Source organism: Amycolatopsis sp. NPDC057786, assembly GCF_042797905.1.
Lineage (GTDB): Bacteria > Actinomycetota > Actinomycetes > Mycobacteriales > Pseudonocardiaceae > Amycolatopsis.
On sequence record NZ_JBHVKW010000021.1, the window covers coordinates 52,478 to 71,943 of the forward strand.

The 19,466-nt window shown below is 69.1% G+C and carries 17 protein-coding genes; 11 read left to right on the forward strand and 6 right to left on the reverse strand.

What is annotated here, in order from left to right:
* Positions 1-82: 82 nt before the first annotated feature.
* Entirely contained in the window at positions 83-3,067 is a 2,985-nt protein-coding gene (locus ACFVM3_RS14830; RefSeq protein ID WP_378438942.1) for a family 16 glycoside hydrolase, read from the forward strand.
* A 321-nt stretch (positions 3,068-3,388) separates the two neighbouring features.
* Here the strand turns inward: ACFVM3_RS14830 and ACFVM3_RS14835 are convergent, their stop codons facing one another.
* The 3 genes from ACFVM3_RS14835 to ACFVM3_RS14845 all read right to left on the reverse strand — a co-directional run bounded on the left by ACFVM3_RS14835 (position 3,389) and on the right by ACFVM3_RS14845 (position 7,387).
* Positions 3,389-5,182, reverse strand: coding sequence for a collagen binding domain-containing protein (locus ACFVM3_RS14835; RefSeq protein ID WP_378438944.1), 1,794 nt, complete (start codon positions 5,180-5,182; stop codon positions 3,389-3,391).
* 86 nt (positions 5,183-5,268) lie between these two features.
* Positions 5,269-6,015 (reverse strand): EI24 domain-containing protein, encoded by a 747-nt coding sequence (locus ACFVM3_RS14840; RefSeq protein ID WP_378438946.1) that lies wholly within the window; start codon positions 6,013-6,015, stop codon positions 5,269-5,271.
* Between the two features lie 28 nt (positions 6,016-6,043).
* Positions 6,044-7,387: an FAD-binding protein gene (locus ACFVM3_RS14845; RefSeq protein WP_378438948.1), complete on the reverse strand. Its 1,344-nt coding sequence runs from the start codon at positions 7,385-7,387 to the stop codon at positions 6,044-6,046.
* Positions 7,388-7,468: 81 nt separating this feature from the next.
* On the opposite strand from ACFVM3_RS14845, the gene ACFVM3_RS14850 reads away from it, so the two are divergent.
* Positions 7,469-8,641: an MFS transporter gene (locus tag ACFVM3_RS14850; protein ID WP_378438950.1), complete on the forward strand. Its 1,173-nt coding sequence runs from the start codon at positions 7,469-7,471 to the stop codon at positions 8,639-8,641.
* The gene (locus tag ACFVM3_RS14855) at positions 8,638-9,075 is read left to right on the forward strand and encodes a Dabb family protein (protein WP_378438952.1); all 438 of its coding nucleotides are present in this window, start codon (positions 8,638-8,640) and stop codon (positions 9,073-9,075) included. Before ACFVM3_RS14850 ends, ACFVM3_RS14855 begins: the two co-directional genes overlap by 4 nt.
* Here the strand turns inward: ACFVM3_RS14855 and ACFVM3_RS14860 are convergent.
* A complete protein-coding gene (locus tag ACFVM3_RS14860; RefSeq protein WP_378438954.1) occupies positions 9,055-10,140 on the reverse strand; it encodes a hypothetical protein in 1,086 nt (361 codons plus the stop codon). The genes ACFVM3_RS14855 and ACFVM3_RS14860 overlap by 21 nt on opposite strands.
* 120 nt (positions 10,141-10,260) lie before the next feature.
* On the opposite strand from ACFVM3_RS14860, the gene ACFVM3_RS14865 reads away from it, so the two are divergent.
* From ACFVM3_RS14865 to ACFVM3_RS14875, 3 genes are all read left to right on the forward strand, one after another.
* Positions 10,261-10,833, forward strand: coding sequence for a TetR/AcrR family transcriptional regulator (locus ACFVM3_RS14865; protein WP_378438956.1), 573 nt, complete (start codon positions 10,261-10,263; stop codon positions 10,831-10,833).
* Between the two features lie 8 nt (positions 10,834-10,841).
* Positions 10,842-11,990, forward strand: a complete 1,149-nt coding sequence (locus ACFVM3_RS14870; RefSeq protein WP_378438958.1) for a GDSL-type esterase/lipase family protein — start codon at positions 10,842-10,844, stop codon at positions 11,988-11,990.
* Between the two features lie 219 nt (positions 11,991-12,209).
* Positions 12,210-13,304 carry a S1 family peptidase gene (locus tag ACFVM3_RS14875; protein ID WP_378438960.1) on the forward strand — a complete coding sequence of 365 codons (1,095 nt, stop codon included), beginning with the start codon at positions 12,210-12,212 and terminating at the stop codon, positions 13,302-13,304.
* A gap of 21 nt (positions 13,305-13,325) precedes the next feature.
* Here the strand turns inward: ACFVM3_RS14875 and ACFVM3_RS14880 are convergent, their stop codons facing one another.
* Positions 13,326-14,222, reverse strand: coding sequence for a LysR family transcriptional regulator (locus ACFVM3_RS14880; protein ID WP_378438962.1), 897 nt, complete (start codon positions 14,220-14,222; stop codon positions 13,326-13,328).
* Between the two features lie 80 nt (positions 14,223-14,302).
* Here ACFVM3_RS14880 and ACFVM3_RS14885 point away from each other — a divergent pair, with 80 nt between their 5' ends.
* From ACFVM3_RS14885 to ACFVM3_RS14905, 5 genes are read left to right on the forward strand one after another with little or no spacing between them, the layout of a single operon-like run.
* Complete coding sequence (locus ACFVM3_RS14885; protein WP_378438964.1) at positions 14,303-14,710, forward strand: hypothetical protein; 408 nt, start codon at positions 14,303-14,305, stop codon at positions 14,708-14,710.
* On the forward strand, positions 14,707-16,275 hold the full coding sequence (locus ACFVM3_RS14890) for a multicopper oxidase family protein (protein WP_378438966.1): 1,569 nt from the start codon (positions 14,707-14,709) through the stop codon (positions 16,273-16,275). Before ACFVM3_RS14885 ends, ACFVM3_RS14890 begins: the two co-directional genes overlap by 4 nt.
* A gap of 59 nt (positions 16,276-16,334) precedes the next feature.
* The gene (locus ACFVM3_RS14895; protein WP_378438967.1) at positions 16,335-16,688 is read left to right on the forward strand and encodes a RidA family protein; all 354 of its coding nucleotides are present in this window, start codon (positions 16,335-16,337) and stop codon (positions 16,686-16,688) included.
* The gene (locus tag ACFVM3_RS14900; RefSeq protein WP_378438969.1) at positions 16,681-17,325 is read left to right on the forward strand and encodes a transcriptional regulator; all 645 of its coding nucleotides are present in this window, start codon (positions 16,681-16,683) and stop codon (positions 17,323-17,325) included. The genes ACFVM3_RS14895 and ACFVM3_RS14900 overlap by 8 nt, the downstream gene beginning before the upstream one ends.
* Positions 17,322-18,281, forward strand: a complete 960-nt coding sequence (locus tag ACFVM3_RS14905) for a pyridoxal-phosphate dependent enzyme (RefSeq protein WP_378438971.1) — start codon at positions 17,322-17,324, stop codon at positions 18,279-18,281. Before ACFVM3_RS14900 ends, ACFVM3_RS14905 begins: the two co-directional genes overlap by 4 nt.
* 195 nt (positions 18,282-18,476) lie before the next feature.
* Here the strand turns inward: ACFVM3_RS14905 and ACFVM3_RS14910 are convergent, their stop codons facing one another.
* Entirely contained in the window at positions 18,477-19,454 is a 978-nt protein-coding gene (locus tag ACFVM3_RS14910; RefSeq protein WP_378438973.1) for an alpha/beta hydrolase, read from the reverse strand.
* Between the last annotated feature and the right edge of the window lie 12 nt (positions 19,455-19,466).

Genomic DNA, 19,466 nt, shown 5'->3' on the forward strand with positions numbered 1-19,466 from the left:
TACTTTCGTTGACTTCAACCGAAAGTCCTCTTAGGTTCAGCGTCGTCACAGAGGTGCTCCGCCGCCGACCCGAGGAGCAACGATGCTTCCGTCCGTCCGCAAGCGCTTCAACCGGACCATCGTCGCCTCGCTGGCGCTGGTCACGGCAGTGTCCGGGCTGGTGACAGCCCCGGCAGAAGCGGCCATCCCACCCCAGCAACCCGGTGTCACGCTCCGCACGTACGACCTGCAACGCGAGCTCACCAAGCTCTGCGCGATCAAATCCGGCCAGACCCCCAACGTCGACAAGCTGATGCCGACGATCAACTGGACCTCCACCGCCGACTTCGGGCTCAACGAGCAGTTCGTCTCCGAGGTCATCGGCAACATCAACATCGCGTCGGCCGGGCAGTACGAATTCCGCCTCACCAGCGACGACGGCTCCCGGCTCCGGATCGACGGCCAGACGGTGATCAACCACGACGGCCTGCACGGGGCGACCCCGGCGACCGGTTCGGTCCAGTTGAGCACCGGGTATCACGCGCTGCGGATCGACCATTTCGACAATCTCCACGACCAGCAGGTCACCCTCGAATGGCGGCCACCCGGCGCGGCGGATTTCGCGCTCGTGCCGAATTCGATGCTCAGCACCGACGCCGACGTCGTCCGGGTGACCTCGCCGGGGCGCAAGGAATGCGAGGGCGCCGCGGATTCGCCCGGTGACGGCCTGCCGCTGAACGGCGTCCACCCCGGTTTCACGCTGACGAACCTGCGTCCCGACGGTTTCCAGCCTCAGGTCACCGGCATGGACTGGCTGCCGGACGGACGGCTCGCGATCGCCACGTGGGGCGGGTCCGACAAGACCCTCGGTGAGGTCCACCTGCTGAGCAACGTCAGCGGGAACACCGACCCGAGCAAGGTCCGCACCCAGCGCGTCGCCAGCGGGCTGAAGGAACCCATGGGCGTCAAGTACGTCGACGGCAAGCTGTACGTGTCGGAGAAGACGCGGCTCGTCGAACTGAACGACACCACCGGCGACGGCGTGACCGACGACTACCGCACCGTGGCCACGTGGCCGTTCGGCGGCAACTTCCACGAGTTCGCGTTCGGCCTGCTGTACAAGGACGGCTTCTTCTACGCCAACCTTTCCGTGTCCATCAACTACGGCGGCGCCACCACCGACCCGCAGCCCGCGCCGAACCGCGGCACGACGATCAAGGTCGAAAAGGCCACCGGCAAGGTTTCCTACATCGCCGGCGGGCTGCGTACGCCGCACGGCATCGGCTGGGGACCGGAAGGCGACGTCTTCGTCACGGACAATCAGGGCGGCTGGCTGCCGGCGAACAAGCTCGTCCGGGTCAAGCAGGACCGGTTCTTCAACCACTACACCAATCCCCCGGGCCCGTTCGACTCGAAGCCCGTCACCGCACCCGTTTTGTGGTTGCCGCACAACGAGATCGCGAACTCACCGAGCAATATGGTCATGCTGTCGCAGGGTCCGTTCGCCGGGCAGATGGTGTACGGCGACGTGACCTACGGCGGGCTTCAGCGGGCCTTCCTGGAGAAGGTCAACGGCGAGTACCAGGGCGCCGTTTTCCGCCTCACGCAAGGACTCGAATCGGGCGTGAGCCGGATCAGCCTCGGCCCCGACGGCGCGATCTACACCGGCGGGATCGACGGCGGCGGCAACTGGGGACAGCCCGGCAAACTCGCCTACGGCCTCCAGAAGGTGACGCCCAACGGTACGAACGCTTTCGATATCCGCGCCATGCGGGCCGTCGCGGGCGGATTCGAACTGGAGTACACCCAGCCGCTGTCGGCCGAGACCGCGCAGAACCTCGCGGCGAAGTACCAGGCTCAGCAGTGGCGCTACCAGCCCACTCCCGCGTACGGCGGGCCGAAGGTCGACGAGCAGACCCTGTCCGTCACGTCCGCGAGCCTCTCGCCCGACCGCAAGAAGGTCACGCTGCAGATGGCGGGACTGAAGGCCGGGCACGTGGTCCACGTGCGGTCGCCGCGTCCGTTCGCGGCGGAGTCCGGTGCGGCGCTGTGGAGCACCGAGGCCTGGTACACGCTCAATTCACTGGTCGGCGGCCCGGCGGCGAGCACGACCTACGAGGCCGAGCGGGCCGCGCTGAGCGGTGGCGCCGGGACGAACACGAACCACGCCGGCTACACGGGCACCGGATTCGTCGACGGCTACTGGAACCAGGGCGCCGCCACGACGTTCACCGTGAACGCGCCGAAGTCCGGCGCCTACAACGCGGCGCTGCGCTACTCGAACGGCCCGGATCCGGCGCCAGGGACCAAATCGGTGACCGTCTACGTCAACGGGACGAAGGTGAAACAGATCCGGCTCGCCAGTACCGGCAACTGGGACACCTGGAACACGCAACCCGAGACGCTGAACCTGAAGGCCGGGTCGAACACCATCTCGTATCGCTACGACACGGGCGACGCGGGCAACGTCAACCTCGACAGTCTCACCCTGACCGAGTCGCAGCGTATCCAGCTGTTCAAGGGCACCGATCTGAACGCGTGGGAGAAACGCGCGGGCGGCGCCGCGACCTGGCCGGTCACGGGCGGCGCGATGGAGTCGTACGGCGGGGACATCCGCACGAAACAGCAGTTCGGCGATTTCCGGCTGCACGTGGAGTGGAACGAGCCGAACTATCCGCCAGAGGTCACCGGACAGGCCAGGGGCAACAGCGGCGTCTACCTCCAGGAACGCTACGAACTACAGGTGCTCGAGTCCTTCGGGGACACCACGCTCGCCAACAACGAAGCGGGCGCGATCTACTCGAAGAAGGCACCTGACCGGAACATGGCGACGGCTCCCGGAACCTGGCAGACCTACGACGTCACCTTCCGCGCCGCACGGTTCGACGGTGCCGGGAACAAGACCGACAACGCCCGTGTGACCGTGGTCTGGAACGGTGTCGTGGTCCACAACGACGTGGCGATCGACGGCGGCACGGGCGACAGCATCCCGGAGAGCGCGGCACCGGGCGCCATCCGGCTGCAGGACCACGGGGATCCCGGTGAGAACCCGAGGTTCCGCAACATCTGGATCGAGCCCATCGGCTAGGCGGCGCCCCTCCCGAGTACATGAAGGACCCCTTCCTTGCGCCTAGGTACAGGAAGGGGTCCTTCATGTACCTAGGCGGGCAACGGTCATCAGGACCAAGGCTGTCTTAGGTACGTACTGCCGGTGCGCGGACGGCGGTCTCGCGTGACTGAACGGACAACACACGTGTTGGGATGGATGACACGCGGCGGCGCCCGGTCGCGCGTCGTGTCGTCCGTCCCATCACGCGTGTCGTCCGGTCAGTCACGTGACAACGTCTGCTGGACCTCGTGAGTGATTCGGGTCGTTGGAACGACTCGAATCCCTCACGACCAACCCGGCTCAGCGGCGGCAGGGGCCGAGGTCCACGCCGCCGGTGATCTGCCCGGCGGTGACCGGAATCGGTGTGGCGGAAGCGAAATCTGCCGCGTCGCGGTGCCAGCACTCGGTGTCGGTGTAGTACCTGATCTTGACCTTCCCCGTGGTGAGGCCGTTGACGGTGTACTGCCCGTTCGAGTCCGGCGTGGTCCAGTCGACGATGTCTCCGGTGCGCGCGTTGTAGGTGTACACGTACCCGAAGGTGGGCTTGCCGTCCGCGCCGAGGATCCGCCCCGTGACCGAGCCGTTCGGCACGAGCGCGGCGTTCTCGGTCACCGTCGCGCCGGGCCGCACCCGCACCGGGCGGGCGGCGAACCGGTCCGCGGCGCCTCCCGACCACTGCCACGCGTAGTCGCCCCGGGACGAGGCGAACTCCAGCGGCCACTTGTACGGTCCGAGGCCCTTGATCGTGTAGGTGCCGTCACTCCGGCTGCAGTTCACGTCGAAGCGGAAGCCGATCCGGGGATCGACCGCGTACGGGTAGACGCAGACGCCGCCCACCGCGGCCGCCGTGGCGCGATCGGTGACCTTGCCGGTGATCGTCCCGGCGGGATCCATCTTGATGTCCGCCGTCGTGACCACCTTGCCGAGTTCGGCGGTGACCGTGCGGGCCTGCCCGATGTCGCCGGTGCCGCCGTCCGCGCCGGCCCACTGCATGCCGTAACGCTCGTCCAGCGACTTGACCAGCAGCTTGTACGCGCCGGGCTCGATCGGCCCGATCACCAGCTTCCCGTTCTCGTCACTGCAGTAGTACAGATAGTCGGCGTCGAGGACACCGACGACCGGAAGGGTGTAGGTGTCGACGCAGACCCGGGCCAGCGGTGCCTTGGTCTTCGCGTCCCGCACGGTGGTCACGATCGAAGCGGCGGGTTTCATCGACGCCCGGAATTCGGTGGTCTCCCCGGGAGCCAGGTCGACACGCGCCCAGTTCACCGGTTGGTAGGAACCATCGGGCCCCCAGACGCTCAGCGTGTAATAGCCGAACGGCGGCATGTCCTCGTAGAGCATGACGCCGTCCGCGCCGGCGCATTTCCGCAGCTGCGGCGGATGCCCCTGTTCGATCTGCGAGCACGCACCCGCGACGGGCGCGCCGGTCTTCTCGTCCGTCGCGATCACCCGGAGCTTCCCGTACGGTGCGATGGCCTCGTCGACGACGGCGACCTGGTCATCGGTGACGGCGAAGGTCTCCGCCTCCGGGAAGCTCGCCTTCTGGCGGAGCCATTGCGTGCGATCGCCGTAGGTGACCACCATCGTGTAGGTGTCCGCTTTCACGCCGGTGAACGAGTACGTGCCGTCCGCCGCGGTGAGGACCGTCGACCACCAGCGCTGGTTCTGATCGGTGAGGCTCACCGACGCCCCCGCGGCGGGCTTCCCCTGGTCGGTGATCTGCCCGCGGACGGTGGCCGTGCCCTGCCGCAGCCCGAAGTCCAGTCCGTGCGGCAGGTCCAGTACTTCAGCGGCGAGCGCGCTTCCCTTGTTGTAGGCCCAAAGCTCGGGGTATCCGGCGGCGGTCGCGCGTGCCTTGTACTTGCCGGGAACAACGCCGGGGATCTCGTAGCGGCCGTCCGTGCCCGCGCACCCCGAGCCTGTCTCCTTCAGGTCGAGATCGAACAGCGTCACGCAGGCTCCGGCGATCGGCTCTCCGGAATCCGCGGCTTTGACCACCCCGGACACGACTCCTTCGACGGCGACGGCCGGACCGGTCGTCAGCAGCGCCGCGATCGGTATGGCGGCGGCCAGGAACAGCGCTCTCTTCATCGGAAGCTCCCCTCAGTGTCACGCCAACGATGGTGCCGGGGAGCCGCCGTGTCTGCGTCATCTGACACAGACACGGCAGGGGAGTCTCAGGCCGCCTCTGCCGCGAGGACCTCACGGGCGACGAGCACGCCGCCGACGAACCCCATCGGCATCACGATCAGCGCGGCGAACGGGATCAGGCACAGCAGCGACACGGGAAGCCCCAGCCCGAGGGCGAGCGCGCGGTGACGGCGCAGCAGCGGCCGGCGCTCCTTCAAACCCATCCCCCGCCGGTAGAACGGCACGGCGATCAGCTCCAGCGCCAGGAACCACGCCGTCACCAAGGCCAGCAGGACCGGCACGACCGTTTGCCCCACCACGGGGATGAAGCCCGCGAACAGCAGCGGGATCGTGAACAGCAGCGAGCGGAGCACGAGAGCGATGCCGTCCTTCAGGCCCATCACCAGCAACCGCCACCCCGAGACGTCCACCGCGCCGGGCACGCCACCGAGATCGTCCTCGACCTTCTCCGCGATGTGCTCGTAGAACGGACCGCCGACGGCGAGGGTGATCGCCGTGAACCCGATCATGGCGATGGCCAGCGCGACCCCGAACACCGCGACACCGGCCGCCACCCGGATCGTCGTCTGCCAGCCCGGCGACCAGTCGTCGGCGAACGGGGTGAGCAGCAGCGAGAGATCATCGATCCAGAACGCCAGCGCGACGACACCGCCGATCAGCAACAGCGTGGTCAGCAACGCGGGCAGCGCGCCGATCAGCAGCAGTCTCGGCGACCGCAGAAGGATGCCCAGGCCTTGCCCGAACATCCGGAAACCCTTGAAGAAATCCCGCATCGGACATTTCTACCAGTGGCCGTGGACCTCAAGGCACCCGCAGGCACTGGCCGGGGTTGAGCAGGTTCCCCGGCGCGTACCGGGCCTTGGCGCCGGCGAGTTTCGGCCAAGCCTCGCCGAAATGCGCGCGCCAGTCCTCTGTGGACATCGGCAGCGCGTTCGACGGATAGGCCTTCCCGCCCAGGTCGCGCGCCTTCCGGTAGAGGTCCACATTGAGCTCCAGCAGGCGCGCGTTGTGCAGCGGATCGCGGGGCGAGCCGACGCGCAGCGGCGAGAACAGCCACGAGATCTCCCCCGGCGGCGCGGCGAACAGCGGAGTCTTCAACCGGTCGTTCCGCACTGGGTACAGCAGGACCAGTCCCGTCGCACCCAGTTCGGGTTCGCCGGTGGCGGCGAGGGTTTCGGCGACGAACCGCTCGACCGTGTCGTCCGTGAGGAACACGTTCAGCCACGGATGCGGATGGAACCAGCTTCCTTCCGCCCGCAGGGCCGCCTCCCCGTCGGCCATCCTGTTCAGGAAGTCGAAGTACACCGTGTCCTCGTCTTCGGACTCGACGAAGGCGAGCGAGCCCAGCAACGCGGCCTCGTCCGGCTCGGCGGGCGGCGAGTAGTAGGCCACCGCCTCCAGCATGTACCGCCAGCCGTCGCCGACGGGGATCAGCTGGCCCTCCACGTAGTCGAAACGACCGTCACGGACGACAGCGCGCTGGTCCGCCAAGAACGCCGGGAGCGAGTCGTAGTAGAGCTTCCACCGCCGGGCGCGCGCCGGGGCCGGGGTCAGCCGCAAGGTCGCGCGGGTGATCACCCCGCATTGCCCCAGCCCGCCGAGGACCGCGTCGAACAGGTCCTCGCCGCGCTCGCGTGAGCAGGTGATCACCTCTCCGGCGCCGGTGACGACCTCCAGTTCCACCACGCCGTCGGTTTGCGTGCCGTGGTGGTGGGTGGCACCGCCGATCCCGCCGACCACCAGGGTGCCTGCGACGGTCAGCTCGAGATAGTCGGTGAGTACCGGAGGTGCCAGCCCGTGCGGCAAGGTCGTCTCCAGCACCTCCCGCCAGCGGGCGCCCGCGTCCACCGACACCAGATCGCCGGTGACGACCCTGCGCGGCGGCAGCGAAGTCATGTCCAGCACGATCCCGCCCTCGACCTGCCCCTGCCCGTACGGCGAATGCCCCGCTCCCCGGGCGGCGACCGGCAGGCCGCGCGCGGCGGCGAACCTGAGCACGACCGCCACGTCGGTCACCGAGGCCGGCCTCACGACCAGCCCCGGCCTGGTGTGGATCAGATTCCCCCAGTCCTTCCCCGCCACGGACAGGGCGGCTTCCCCGGTGAGGATCTCTCCGGCGATGGCGGGCAGGATCTCGTCGGTCATGTCCGCACGCTACCGAGAACGGGCGGACATAGGCGATTTTCACCGACGCGAACCCGGCGGTCCCGCTGGGAGGTTGGTGGCGTGACGAACACGTTGGCGCCGACGCGGCGAGCCCGCGGCACGGTACTGGCCGCGGCGCCGCTGACCATCATGGCCGCGGCGATCATCGCGCCCAGCCTGCCCGCGATGCGGGAGGCCTTCTCCGGTACACCCGGCTCCGATCTTCTCGTGCGGCTGACGCTGACCGTGACCTCCCTCGCGATCGCGATCAGCGCGCCCCTGTCCGGGATCGTCGCCGACCGCGCCGGACGCCGCCCGCTGCTCTTGGCGGGCCTCGGGCTCTACGCGCTCTCCGGGACGGCCGGATTCTTCGTCGACGACCTCGTTCTGCTGCTGATCACCCGGGTGGGGCTCGGCTTCGCCGTCGGCGGGATCATGACCGCGGTCAGCACCCTGATCACCGACTGGTTCTCCGGCGAGCGCCGTGCCTCGTTCCTCGGGTTACAGCAGGCTTTCGCGAGTCTCGGCGGTGTCGTCTTCCTCCCCCTGGCGGGAGTGCTGGCCACCGTGAACTGGCGGGCGCCGTTCTGGATCTATTCGGTCTCGGCGGTCGTGGCGATCTTCGCGATCACGTCCCTGCGCGAACCGGTCCGGAGCAATCCCGCGGTCAGCGGGAGCGAGCGGACCCGATTGCCCGCGCGCGTGATCGGCGTCTACGTCCTCGCGTTGGTGGTGACGCTGGTCTTCTACATGGCACCGACGCAGTTGCCCTTCCTGCTTGAGGGGTTCGGCAGCGGTCCCGCGGTCGTCGGGGCCGTGGTCGCCGGAAGCACCTTGACCAGCGTCGCCGGTGCACTGGCCTTCCCCCGTCTGCGTGAACGCCTGAGCCCCACGGCGATCACCACGGCGAGCGTCGCGCTCATGGGCGCGGGCTGGCTGGTGATCGGCACGGCGGGCACCGTCGCCCAGGTCTTGGCCGGACTGCTCGTCGGCGGATTCGGCGTCGGCTTCGTCGTCCCGAACCTCAACCTGCGCCTGGCGGAGTTCGCCCATCCCGCACAGCGCGGACGCGTGCTCAGCGGTCTGGTCGCCGGGATCTTCCTTGGCCAGTTCCTGTCCCCGCTCGTCGTCCAGCCACTCGTCCAGGGCGTCGGCATCGCCGGCGCGTTCACCTGGACCGGTGTCGCCCTGGGCGCCGGAGCGGCCCTCGCCGCTCTCCTCTCGAATCGCGACAACGGAAAGGAAACACGATGATCTACCACGGCAACCGTTTCACCCTGCGCCCCGACGCCTCCCCGGAGCAGGTCGAGGAAGCGTTGGAAAGCCTCCGCAACCAGGGCCGGGTCATCCCGGCGGTGAAGTCCTTCGTCGTCGGCCGCGATTTCGGCGGTGACTACGAATGGGGCGCCGTCTTCGCGATCGAAGATCTCGACGGGTACTGGGAGTACCTCATGCACCCGGCGCACCGGAACACCGATCGGGTCGGGCTGCCGCTGGTCGACCGGTTCGCGTCCTTCGACATCACCGACGACCCGGATCCGGAGATGGGCGCGAAGATCGCCGAACTGCACCAGCGCCGCTACGACAACGACGCCGAGCTGACCGCGCTGATCACCGACCTCGGCGAATACTCCGGTAGCGCAGCGCCCGGCAAGCACGGAACGGCTTCAGCCACCGTCCGCGAGTGAGCCACTGCCGTCGGGGCCGGTCACGATCACCCGGGTGCTCATGGCGGTGCCGAACGGGACGGTCGTGACCTGCCACGTCCGCGGTTCCCCGACGTCGATGGTCTCCTTGGCCCGCCGCACCAGCGCAGGGACGCGGTCGGCCTCCAGCGCTCGGAGGTCGAACCGCGGCACCTGGGCGCCCGTCGGCGCGAAGACCACGGTCAGCCGCCGGTCCTCGACGACCACGGTGATCACCCGCGAGACGTCCGCGGTCTGCGCCAGTGAGTCGATCGCCCGGCGCAACTCCCCTTCGCCCAGCAGGGATCTGTCGACGTCGACGGTCGCGGATCCCGAGGAGGACGTGGTCACGCTGGACTGGGTTTCTTCCGGCCGGGCAGGCGTTTCCGGCGCGAACAGCTCCGCCCGGAACAGGAACAGCACGAGCGCCGCGCCGAGCAGGAAGCCGAGGACGGCGAGCGCCGCGAACCCGCAGCCCTCCGGCGGTTCCCGCACCAGGCTGGACTCCGGAGCGGATTCGATCGTGACTTCCGCGGCACGGAGTTCCCAAGACGGCGGCGGCCGGTCCACGACCTCCGCCTTCCACTGCCGGTCCGGCGGGTACCGGACCACGAGGACGTCACCCGGCCGGTAGTCCGGGATGTCGACCAGGTTGACGCCATGGGTGATCTTCAGCCGGAACGTGGCCAGACCGTCGGGGGCGACGGTGAGGTCGAAGTCGACCGGGATGTCCCCCGTCTCGGTGCCCCCGGCACGGAGGCTTTCGATTTTGGCGAGCGCGATCACCGGGACGATCTTCGCCTCACGGGCGCGTCGCGGTGCCCCGGCGAGGTAGAGCAGGATCCCGTAGACGACGGGAAGCCCGAGGCCCGTGATGATCAGCGGGACGTACTCGATGACGACGCCGACGATGACCGCGCACAAGGTCGTCCCGCTGATGATCCCGGTCAGGAATCCGCGGACCAGCGTGACCAGCGAAGCCAGGGTCGCGCCCACGAGCGGCCGGCGATCTCCCCGCCACCGCTCGATCCGGTCGTGCCGGGCCTTGGCGGGGTCCACCGTGTTCATCACGTCCACCTCCGTTCGTCCTGAGCCCAGCCTTCATCGAGCCCGGCGCTACCGAACCCAGGTTTCGGTTGCCTAATCTCATTAGGCAAATCCCAAATGGACTATGGTAGAGTGACCGTCATGGCGAGAGCGGGACTGACGACGGAACGGGTGATCCGGGCGGGCGCGGAGCTGGCCGACGAGATCGGTTTCGAGCACGTGACCCCGACCGAGCTCGCGAAACGGTGCGGCGTCAAGACGGCGAGCCTGTATTCGCACGTGCGGAACGCCCACGAACTGAAGACCGAGATCGCCCTGCTGGCCTTGACCGAACTCGCCGATCTCGCCGCCACCGCGGTGGCGGGGCTGGCGGGCAAGGAGGCGCTGGTCGCGTTGGCGAACGTCCACCGCGACTACGCCCTCGAACACCCGGGCCGGTTCACCGCCGCGAGGTTCCGGCTCGCGCCGGACACGGCGGCCACCAGCGCCGGCGTCCGCCACGCCGCCATGACGCGGGCGATCCTGCACGGCTACGACCTCGCCGAACCGCATCAGACACACGCGGTCCGGCTGCTGGGCAGTGTGTTCAGCGGTTTCGTCGGCCTGGAGGCCGCCGGCGGTTTCAGCCACAGCACCCCCGGCTCACAGGAGAGCTGGACCGAAATCCTCGACGCGCTCGACGTCCTGCTGCGCGCCTGGCCCCGAACGAAATGAACGGAAGAATGCTCACGACCCCGATCACCGCCGACCTCGTCCGCGGCGCGCTCGACCTCGAATCCACCGAACGCGGCGTGCTCCCCCACCGGCTGCCCGCGCGGGCCAGGCAGCAGATCCCCGACGGTCAGCTGACCATGGCCGAGTCGCAGCCGTCCGGCGTGCGGCTGGTCTTCCGCACCGCGGCGTCCCTCGTCGAACTCGACGTCGTGGCCACCAAACGGGTCTTCGTCGGCACACCGCCCCGTCCCGACGGCGTCTACGAACTGTTCGTCGACGGCGAGTTCTCGGCGCGGGCGAGCGTGGCCGACGGCGACACGATCAGCGTCGACCTGGCCACCGGTACCGCAAGGCACGAGCCAGGCCCTGTGCGCACCCTGCGGTTCGACGGCCTGCCCGGCCATGAGAAGACCGTCGAAATCTGGCTGCCGCACAACGAAACAACCCTGCTGGTCGGCCTGCGCACCGACGCTTCGGTCCACAGTGCACAGTCGAGCGGCCGCCCGACCTGGTTGCACCACGGCAGCTCCATCAGTCACGGTTCCAACGCGACGACCCCGACCGGGACGTGGCCCGCCACGGCCGCGGCCCTCGCCGGGGTGGAGCTGGTCAATCTGGGCTTCAGCGGCAGCGCGCTGCTCGACCCGTTCACCGCCCGCGCGATGCGGGACACGGTCGCCGACATCGTCAGCGTCAAGATCGGGATCAACGTCGTCAACGCCGACCTGATGCGGCTGCGCGCGTTCGGCCCGGCGGTGCACGGTTTCCTCGACACGATCAGGGAAGGCCATCCCACCGCGCCCTTGCTGGTCGTCTCGCCGATCCACTGCCCCATCCACGAACACACACCCGGGCCGGGCGAGTTCGACCCGGACGCCCTGCGCGAAGGGAAAGTGCGGTTCAGGGCCACCGGCGATCCCGCGGAGACCGCCTCGGGGAAGCTGACGCTCACCGTGATCCGCGACGAACTCGCCCGCATCGTCAAGGAACGGAGCGCGGCCGATCCGAACCTGCGCTACGTCGACGGCCTCGAACTGTACGGCGAGGCGGACCATGCCGAGCGGCCGCTGCCCGACGCCCTCCACCCGGACGCGGCCACGCACCGGCTCATCGGGGAGCGTTTCGCCCGGCTGGCCCTCGACGCCGCACTCGCGTGATCACCGTTTGCTGTGCGCGTATCCGTCGGTAGACCGAACGGCGGGTACCTATTTTTCTTCCTGTCCAACGAAAGTCGGTATCCGCCACCGGTGCGGCGGATCACCATGATCGGCACCGGATCACCGGCGCCGGGTCGCCTTGGCCGCACCCGGCTACCCACTGTGTCCAGTGCACCACCCCTCGCGCTGGATGTCCCCTCGCGAAAGTGAGTCACCGGTATGCGCACAAACCCCTTAGCCCGTACCGCCACGACACTGGTGGCCGCGGCCGCGGTCATCGGCTTCCTCGCCCCGTCCACGGCCACCGCCACCACCATCGCGGGCTACTCCCCCACGGTGCAGCACGAGGCGGTGACGTCCCTCGCCGCCGAAGCCGGGATCAGCCAGGCCGCCGCCGTCGAGTTCCTCCGGACGCAGACGGCGAGCGTCGAGAAGCTGCAGAAGGTCACCGCGTCGCTCGGCTCCCGCGCGGCCGACGGGTACCTCGACGACGCCGCCAGGCCGGTGGTGAACGTGCTCGACCAGGCCGCCGCGGAGCAGGTGACCGCGACCGGGGCGCAGGCCAGGGTGGTCAAGCACTCCAGCGCCGCGCTGGCGGGGGCGCAGAACGCCCTGCAGGCGTTGCCGTCGGTCACGCACACGTCGATCGGCCTCGATCCGAAAGCCAACCAGGTGGTCTTGACCATCTCCGACGCGGCGAAGGGCACCGAAGCCCTCGTGAAGGCCGCCGAAGCGCTCGGCGACCGTGTCCGCGTGGAGCGGACCACCGGCGAGATGCACACCGCGATCTACAACGGTGAGGCCATCACCGGCGGCGGCACCCGGTGCTCGGCCGGGTTCAACACCAACCGCGGCGGCCAGAACTACATCCTCGACGCCGGTCACTGCACCCGCGCGGTCTCGCAGTGGAACGTCGGACCGTCGCAGGGCGCCAGCTTCCCGACCAACGACTACGGCCTGATCCGCAACACCACCGGCAGCGCGCCCGGCGCGGTCACCCTGTGGAACGGCTCCACCCAGCGGATCGCCTCCGCCGGGACGGCCACCGTCGGGCAGCGGATCAGCAAGAGCGGCAGCACCACGCGGCTCACCTCGGGTTCGGTGCAGCGGCTGAACGTCACGGTCAACTACGCCGAAGGCTCGGTGCACCAGCTGATCCAGACCAACGCGCTGGTCAACCCCGGCGACTCGGGCGGCTGCCTCTTCTCCGGCAGCGTCGGCCTCGGCATCACTTCGGGCAAGGGCGGCGGAAGCTCGTACTTCCAGCCCATCGGCGAGGCGATGAGCGCGTACAGCGTCACGCTCAACCCGTAACCACGCCGCGCCGGGCCCCGGTCACCGCGGCCGGGGCCCGGCCTGTGCGGGGAAGTGGTCGACCAGGTGGTCGCGAAACCGTTGGGCGGCAACGGAAAGGTATGTGTCCTCGCGCCACGCGACGCTGAGCACGCGGCGGCATTCGGGATCGTCGACGTCGAGCCAGACCACGGCCGAACCGGTGACGGCGCGCAGCCCCAGAGAGGGCACCAACGCGATGCCCAGACCCGCGTCGATCAGCTGAAAGAGCACCGCGGCCTCGTCTCCCTCGCAAACGACGTGCAGTTCGAGCCCGGCCTTCGCGAAAAGACGATCGACGAGCGCGCGTTGCCAGTAGCCGGGTCGAGTGGTGAGGAACGGCTCGCCCTCGAGATCCGCCAGGCTGACACTGCCGCGTTCGGCGAGCCTGTGCCCGGCGGGCACGCAGAGCATCACCGCTTCGTCGAGCAGCACACGGCTGCGGATGTCGTTGCCCGTCAACGGTTGCGACGTGACGCACAGGTCGACGTCGCCGGCTTTCAGCTTCTCCGCCATCCCCTCCGCCGGCGCCTGGGAAAGACGCACATCCACCAGGGGATGGCCGGGGACGAACGTGCGAAGCGGTTCGGTGAGGACGAGCAGGCTTTCGGCCGCGACGGCGACGGTGCCGCGTTCCAGCCCGGCGGCGTCGTCGAGTTCCTGCCGGGCGTCGTCGAGTTCGGCCAGCGCCCGGTCGACGCGGCGGAGGAACGCGGTACCGAACCGGTTGAGCCGGATCCGGCGGCCGTGCCGGTCGAACAGTGGTACGCCGAGGTCGCTCTCCAGCCTGGCCAAGGTCCGGCTGAGCGAGGGTTGTGCGACACGCAGCTTTTCGGCGGCGCGGCCGACGTGTTCGAGCCGGGCGACCGTCTGGAAGTACCGGAGCGCCAGAAGATCCACTGCTGATACCTCGCCTGTTATGAGCAGATAACCAATCTTGTCTTGGACAGCATAAGGCGTTGCCTTTTACGTTCGGTCACGTGAGTGAAACCCTGACCGGCCCGAGCCGGAAGGCGAACGGGACACTGGTGGTGAACCGGGTGCTGGTGAGCGCCCACGCCGTCGCGATCATCGGCCAGCCGGTGTTCGCCGGCGGCTACCTCGGCGGCGACTACGACATGCTCTGGCTGCACCGCTGGGGCGCCGACGCCGTGTCGTACCTGGCGTACGCGCAGATCCTGGCGGCACTGGTCCTGTGGCTGGTCCGCGGACCGCGCTGGCTGTTCTGGATCAGCCTGCTGCTCGCGCTGGGCGAGACCGGGCAGTACCTCGCCGGGATGAAGGGCGCGCTCGATCTGCACGTCCCGCTCGGCGTCGCCCTCGTCACCGCGACGGTGCTGACGACCATCGCCGTCTGGCGGCCGCAGACCTGGCGGGTCGACCGATGAGCAGGCGGCTGCCCCGCAGGACCTTCCTCGGGCTCGCCGGCGGGGCCGGCGTGCTCGTCGCGGCGGGGATCGCGGCTCCCCGCCTGCTCGCCCAGGGCGCTCCGGGGACCGGCGAGTTGCTGCGCAGCGGACTCCCGTTGCCGGAGCCTTTCCGGGTACCGCTGCCGATCCCGCCGGTCCTGCGTCCACAAAGGACCGCCGACGCCGACCACTACACGATCACCCAGCGGGCGGCGACGGCCGAGATCCTGCCCGGCGTCCGGACGCCGATCTGGGGCTACGACGGGATCTTCCCCGGTCCGACGATCGAGTCGCGGCGGGACCGGACGGTGGTGGCGCGCCACCGCAACGAACTTCCCGTGCCGACCGTGGTCCATCTGCACGGCGGGCACACCCCTGCCGATTCCGACGGCTATCCGACCGATCTCGTCCTGCCGCGGTCCGGCTGGAGCACCGCGCACACCGGGCACGGCATGGTCGACACCCGCGCCCGGATCTCGAACGGGGAACGCGACTACGTCTTCCCGCTGCGGCAACGGGCCGCGACCCTCTGGTACCACGACCATCGCATGGATTTCACCGGTCCGGCCGTGTACCGGGGCCTGGCCGGGTTCCACCTGATCCGCGACGACGAGGAAGACTCGCTGGGGCTTCCGTCCGGGGACCGTGAGCTGCCGCTGATGATCGCCGACCGGTCCTTCGACGAGCACGGCGCCTTCGCCTACCCCTCACTCGACCGGACGCTGCGGACCACGCCGGGCGTCGAAAGTGCTTACGTGGAAGGCGTTTTCGGTGACGTCATCCTGGTCAACGGCGCGCCTTGGCCGGTGCACGAGGTGGCGGCCGTCAAGTACCGCCTGCGTGTCCTCAACGGCTCCAACGCCCGGCGCTACGACCTGGCGCTGGACCCGCCGCCGCCCGGCGGAGGCGGTTTCGTGCAGATCGGCGCCGACCAAGGCCTCTTGGACGCGCCGCGCGAACACGACCATCTCCCCATCGCGCCGGCGGAACGGTACGACCTCGTCGTCGACTTCGGCCGGTATCCGATCGGCACCGAGGTCACCCTCGTGAACCGGCTCGGCATCGGCTCGACCGCCCGGATCATGCGGTTCGTCGTCGCGCGCCGCGCGGCGGACGACAGCCGCGTTCCGGCGAAACTCGGCGAAATCCCGCCGCTCACCCGCGAACAGGCGACCACCACACGGGACTTCTCGTTCCGTGCGGGCGCCGTCCACGGCCGCGCGGGCTGGGTGATCGGCGGGGAACCGTTCTCACCGGACGTGATGTCGGCGAGCCCGCGCCTCGGCGACACGGAGATCTGGCGGTTCGTCGCCGATATCCACCATCCGGTGCACCTGCACCTGGTGGGCTTCCGGATCCTTTCGCGCGGCGGGCGTCCGCCGGGGCCGTTCGACGGGGGCGTCAAGGACACCGTGGACCTGGCCCCCGGCGAATCGGTCGAGGTCATCGCGCGGTTCGACGGCTATCGCGGCCGCTACGTCTTCCATTGCCACAACGCCGAACACGAGGACATGGCGATGATGGCGAACTTCGAGGTGGTCTGAGCGGAAGGTCACTTCTTATTCTGTTGGACTTTCCGTCCAGCCCTTATACAGTCAGTCTCGTGACCAACGAGCATCCGTACCCTCCGGCCTTCCGCAGCGGCGACCTGGTCTCCGTGTCCGGACGGCTCGGCGTGACCGAGACCGGCGCACTGGTGCCCGGCGGATTCGACGCCGAATGCCCGCGGGCCTTCGCCAATCTCGACGCCGCGCTGCGTTCGGTGGGCGCGACGAGGGCCGACGTGGTGAAGGTCGTCGTCTACCTGACCGACATCGCCGACCGCGACGGCCTCAACCGGGTCTACGAAGAGTTCTTCGCCGAGCCCCGGCCCGCCCGGACCTGCGTCGGAGTCGCGTCGCTGCCCTACGGCGGCGTCGTCGAGGTCGAAGCCTTGGCCCGAGTACGCGATGTCTGACCAGGACGCGATCCTCGACGCGCTCGCCCCGGTCGCCGACGGCATCGCGGCGACGCTCGGCTCGTTCTGCGAGGTCGTGGTGCACGACTTCCGCCGTCCGGAGAAGTCGGTGGTCGCGATCGCCGGTTCGGTCACCGACCGCACCGTGGGCGGATCGATGAGCGAGATCGGCATGGGCCTGCTCGCCCGCGGCGACGACGCCGAAGACCAGCTGAACTACGTCACCAGGACGGCGTCCGGGAAGCTCGTGAAGTCGTCGACCATGTTGCTGCGCGACAGCGGTGGCTCGGTGTTCGGCGCCTTGTGCGTGAACCTGGACGTCACCGCGCTGGGGCAGCTCAAGACCCTGGTCGGCGAACTCGCCGACGTCGGCACCACCGCCGAAACGCCGACCACCACCTTCGGCGACGACGTCGACGCGGTGGTGGACGCGATCGTCGACGAGCATCAACTCCGGCTGAACAAGCCCTGGACCGCGCTCAGCCGTGAAGAACGCCTCGACCTGTTCCGCAGCCTGCACGCGCGCGGTGTCTTCGCCGTACGGCGGGCCGTGCCCCAGGTCGCGGCCCGCATCGGGATCTCCCGCGCCTCCGCTTACAACTATCTCGCCGAAATCCGTGATCAAGGAGCATCATGACCGCCCCCGTGACCATCGACGACATCCGTGACGCCGCCGCCCGCCTGGCGGGCGTCGCGCACCGGACCCCGGTCGTGCGTTCCCGGACCCTCGACGACCTCGTCGGCGCCGAGGTGTTCATCAAGTGCGAAAACCTTCAGCGCGTCGGGGCTTTCAAGTTCCGTGGCGCGTACAACGCCGCTTCACGACTGTCGCCGGAACAGCTGGCCAAGGGCATCGCAGCCTATTCCTCGGGGAACCACGCCCAGGCCGTCGCGCTCGCCGCGCGGGAACTCGGGAGCAGCGCGGTCATCCTGATCCCGGAGGACACCCCGCAGTCCAAAAAGGACGCCACCGCGGGCTACGGCGCCGAAATCGTCACCTACGACCGGTACACCGGCGACCGCGTCGCGATCGGCGAGGCACTGGCGGCCGACCGCGGTCTCGCGCTCATCCCGCCGTACGAGCACCCGCACGTGATCGCCGGCCAGGGCACCGCGGCGCTGGAACTGCTGGAGGACACCGAATCGCTGGACACACTCGTCGTCCCGGTCGGCGGCGGTGGCCTGATCGCGGGCAGCTCGACCGCCGCGAAGGCCGTGCGTCCCGGGATCCGGGTCGTCGGCGTCGAACCCGCCGCGGGCGACGACACCAAACGCTCGCTGGAGGCCGGGGAACGCGTGTCGATCCCGGTGCCGCGGACCATCGCCGACGGCCAGGCCGCCGAGATCCCCGGCGAACTGACCTTCTCGATCAACCGGCGGCTCGTCGACGATATCGCGCTGGTCACCGACGACCAGGTCCGGGAAGCGATGCGCTTCGCGTTCGAACGGCTGAAACTCGTCATCGAGCCGAGCGGGGCGACCGGGCTCGCGGCGCTGCTCAGCGGCCAGGTGCCCGCTTCGGGACGGGTCGGGGTGATCGTCAGCGGCGGGAACGTGAGCCCCGAACGCTTCGCCGAACTTATCGCCGGCTAACCTCACCGCATTTGGTCCTCTCGATGCGGTGCCCCGTGAACGACCTGCGGGTGTGCTGGCGCGGAACTCGCGTGCTTGAAGGCGTATCACGCGTGTTTGGAGGCGCGACTCGATGTGCGGCCTCTGAGCACGCGAGTTACGCCTTCAAACACGCGAGATACGGGTCTGATCACGCGTGTTCCGCGTTCGGTCACATCACAGGCCGAGCCCGCCCGCCAGCACCGGCCAGGAGTTCCGCAGCGCCCGTTGCCAGTACGGCCAGCTGTGCGTGCCGTCGCCGTAGTAGTCGACGGTCGCCGGAATCCCCTTGGCCTTCAACCGATCCGTGAAACTCACCGAGGAGGCCAGCGCCTGCGGTTCGAAGATGTCGGACTGCCCCGGCGGGTCGAGCGGGCCGGTCTTCCCGTTCCCGCAGGAGATGTACAGCGCCGTACCCCGCAGGCCGTCGACGTTGTCGTACGGGTTGTTCGCCGTCCAGAGCGGCCGCATCCCCCAGCTGTCGCCCCAGAGTTCGAGGTAGTTGAAGATCCCCGCACGGGCCAGGATCCCCTGGATGAACAGCGGAGCTCCCTGGTTGAGGGTGTTCGGCACACCACTGTAGGACGCCGCCGCGGCGAACATGCCCTTGTGCTTGTACGAGTACGCGAGCGCGCCGTAGCCACCGATCGACAGCCCGGCGATCGCCCGGCGCGTACCCGCCCGGTAGCCGCGTTCGACGATCTGCCGCACCTCCAGCGTGTGGAAGGTGTCCCAGTCCGGAGTGCTCTTCAGCCCGAAGTTCCACCATTTCGTGTACATGCCGGCCGGCCCGCCGGTCGGCATGACGACGAGGGCGTCCTTGTCCGCGGTGAACGCCTTGACGTCGGTGAACTGGTCCCAAGAGCGGTAGTCGACCGGTTCGCAGCAGCCGTGCAGCAGGAACAGCGTCGGCCAGGTCCGCGTAGGTTGTGCTGCCCAGCCCGTCGGGACCAGCAGGCGGACCATGCCGGTGGTGCCGAGCGAGGGCGAACTGATCTTGAGGTCGACGGTGCGCGCGTCCAGCCAGGTCTCCTCGACGACCTTCGCGCCGTTGTCGGCGGTGACCGGCGCGGGCGCCGCGCTCGCGGGGACCGGGCTTCCGAGCAGGGCGACCATGGCCAGCGCCAGCAGGCCCCACCGCCGGGATCGCTTCATCGTTTCTCCTTG

What these genes read in the sequence shown, in the direction of transcription:
- ACFVM3_RS14875 (WP_378438960.1), top strand. Translation starts at nt 12,210, where the DNA reads ATGCGCACAAACCCCTTAGCCCGTACCGCCACGACACTGGTGGCCGCG.
- ACFVM3_RS14865 (WP_378438956.1), top strand. Translation starts at nt 10,261, where the DNA reads ATGGCGAGAGCGGGACTGACGACGGAACGGGTGATCCGGGCGGGCGCG.
- ACFVM3_RS14890 (WP_378438966.1), top strand. Translation starts at nt 14,707, where the DNA reads ATGAGCAGGCGGCTGCCCCGCAGGACCTTCCTCGGGCTCGCCGGCGGG.
- ACFVM3_RS14845 (WP_378438948.1), bottom strand. Translation starts at nt 7,387, where the DNA reads ATGACCGACGAGATCCTGCCCGCCATCGCCGGAGAGATCCTCACCGGG.
- ACFVM3_RS14900 (WP_378438969.1), top strand. Translation starts at nt 16,681, where the DNA reads ATGTCTGACCAGGACGCGATCCTCGACGCGCTCGCCCCGGTCGCCGAC.
- ACFVM3_RS14910 (WP_378438973.1), bottom strand. Translation starts at nt 19,454, where the DNA reads ATGAAGCGATCCCGGCGGTGGGGCCTGCTGGCGCTGGCCATGGTCGCC.
- ACFVM3_RS14840 (WP_378438946.1), bottom strand. Translation starts at nt 6,015, where the DNA reads ATGCGGGATTTCTTCAAGGGTTTCCGGATGTTCGGGCAAGGCCTGGGC.
- ACFVM3_RS14870 (WP_378438958.1), top strand. Translation starts at nt 10,842, where the DNA reads ATGCTCACGACCCCGATCACCGCCGACCTCGTCCGCGGCGCGCTCGAC.
- ACFVM3_RS14860 (WP_378438954.1), bottom strand. Translation starts at nt 10,140, where the DNA reads ATGAACACGGTGGACCCCGCCAAGGCCCGGCACGACCGGATCGAGCGG.
- ACFVM3_RS14905 (WP_378438971.1), top strand. Translation starts at nt 17,322, where the DNA reads ATGACCGCCCCCGTGACCATCGACGACATCCGTGACGCCGCCGCCCGC.
- ACFVM3_RS14830 (WP_378438942.1), top strand. Translation starts at nt 83, where the DNA reads ATGCTTCCGTCCGTCCGCAAGCGCTTCAACCGGACCATCGTCGCCTCG.
- ACFVM3_RS14835 (WP_378438944.1), bottom strand. Translation starts at nt 5,182, where the DNA reads ATGAAGAGAGCGCTGTTCCTGGCCGCCGCCATACCGATCGCGGCGCTG.
- ACFVM3_RS14855 (WP_378438952.1), top strand. Translation starts at nt 8,638, where the DNA reads ATGATCTACCACGGCAACCGTTTCACCCTGCGCCCCGACGCCTCCCCG.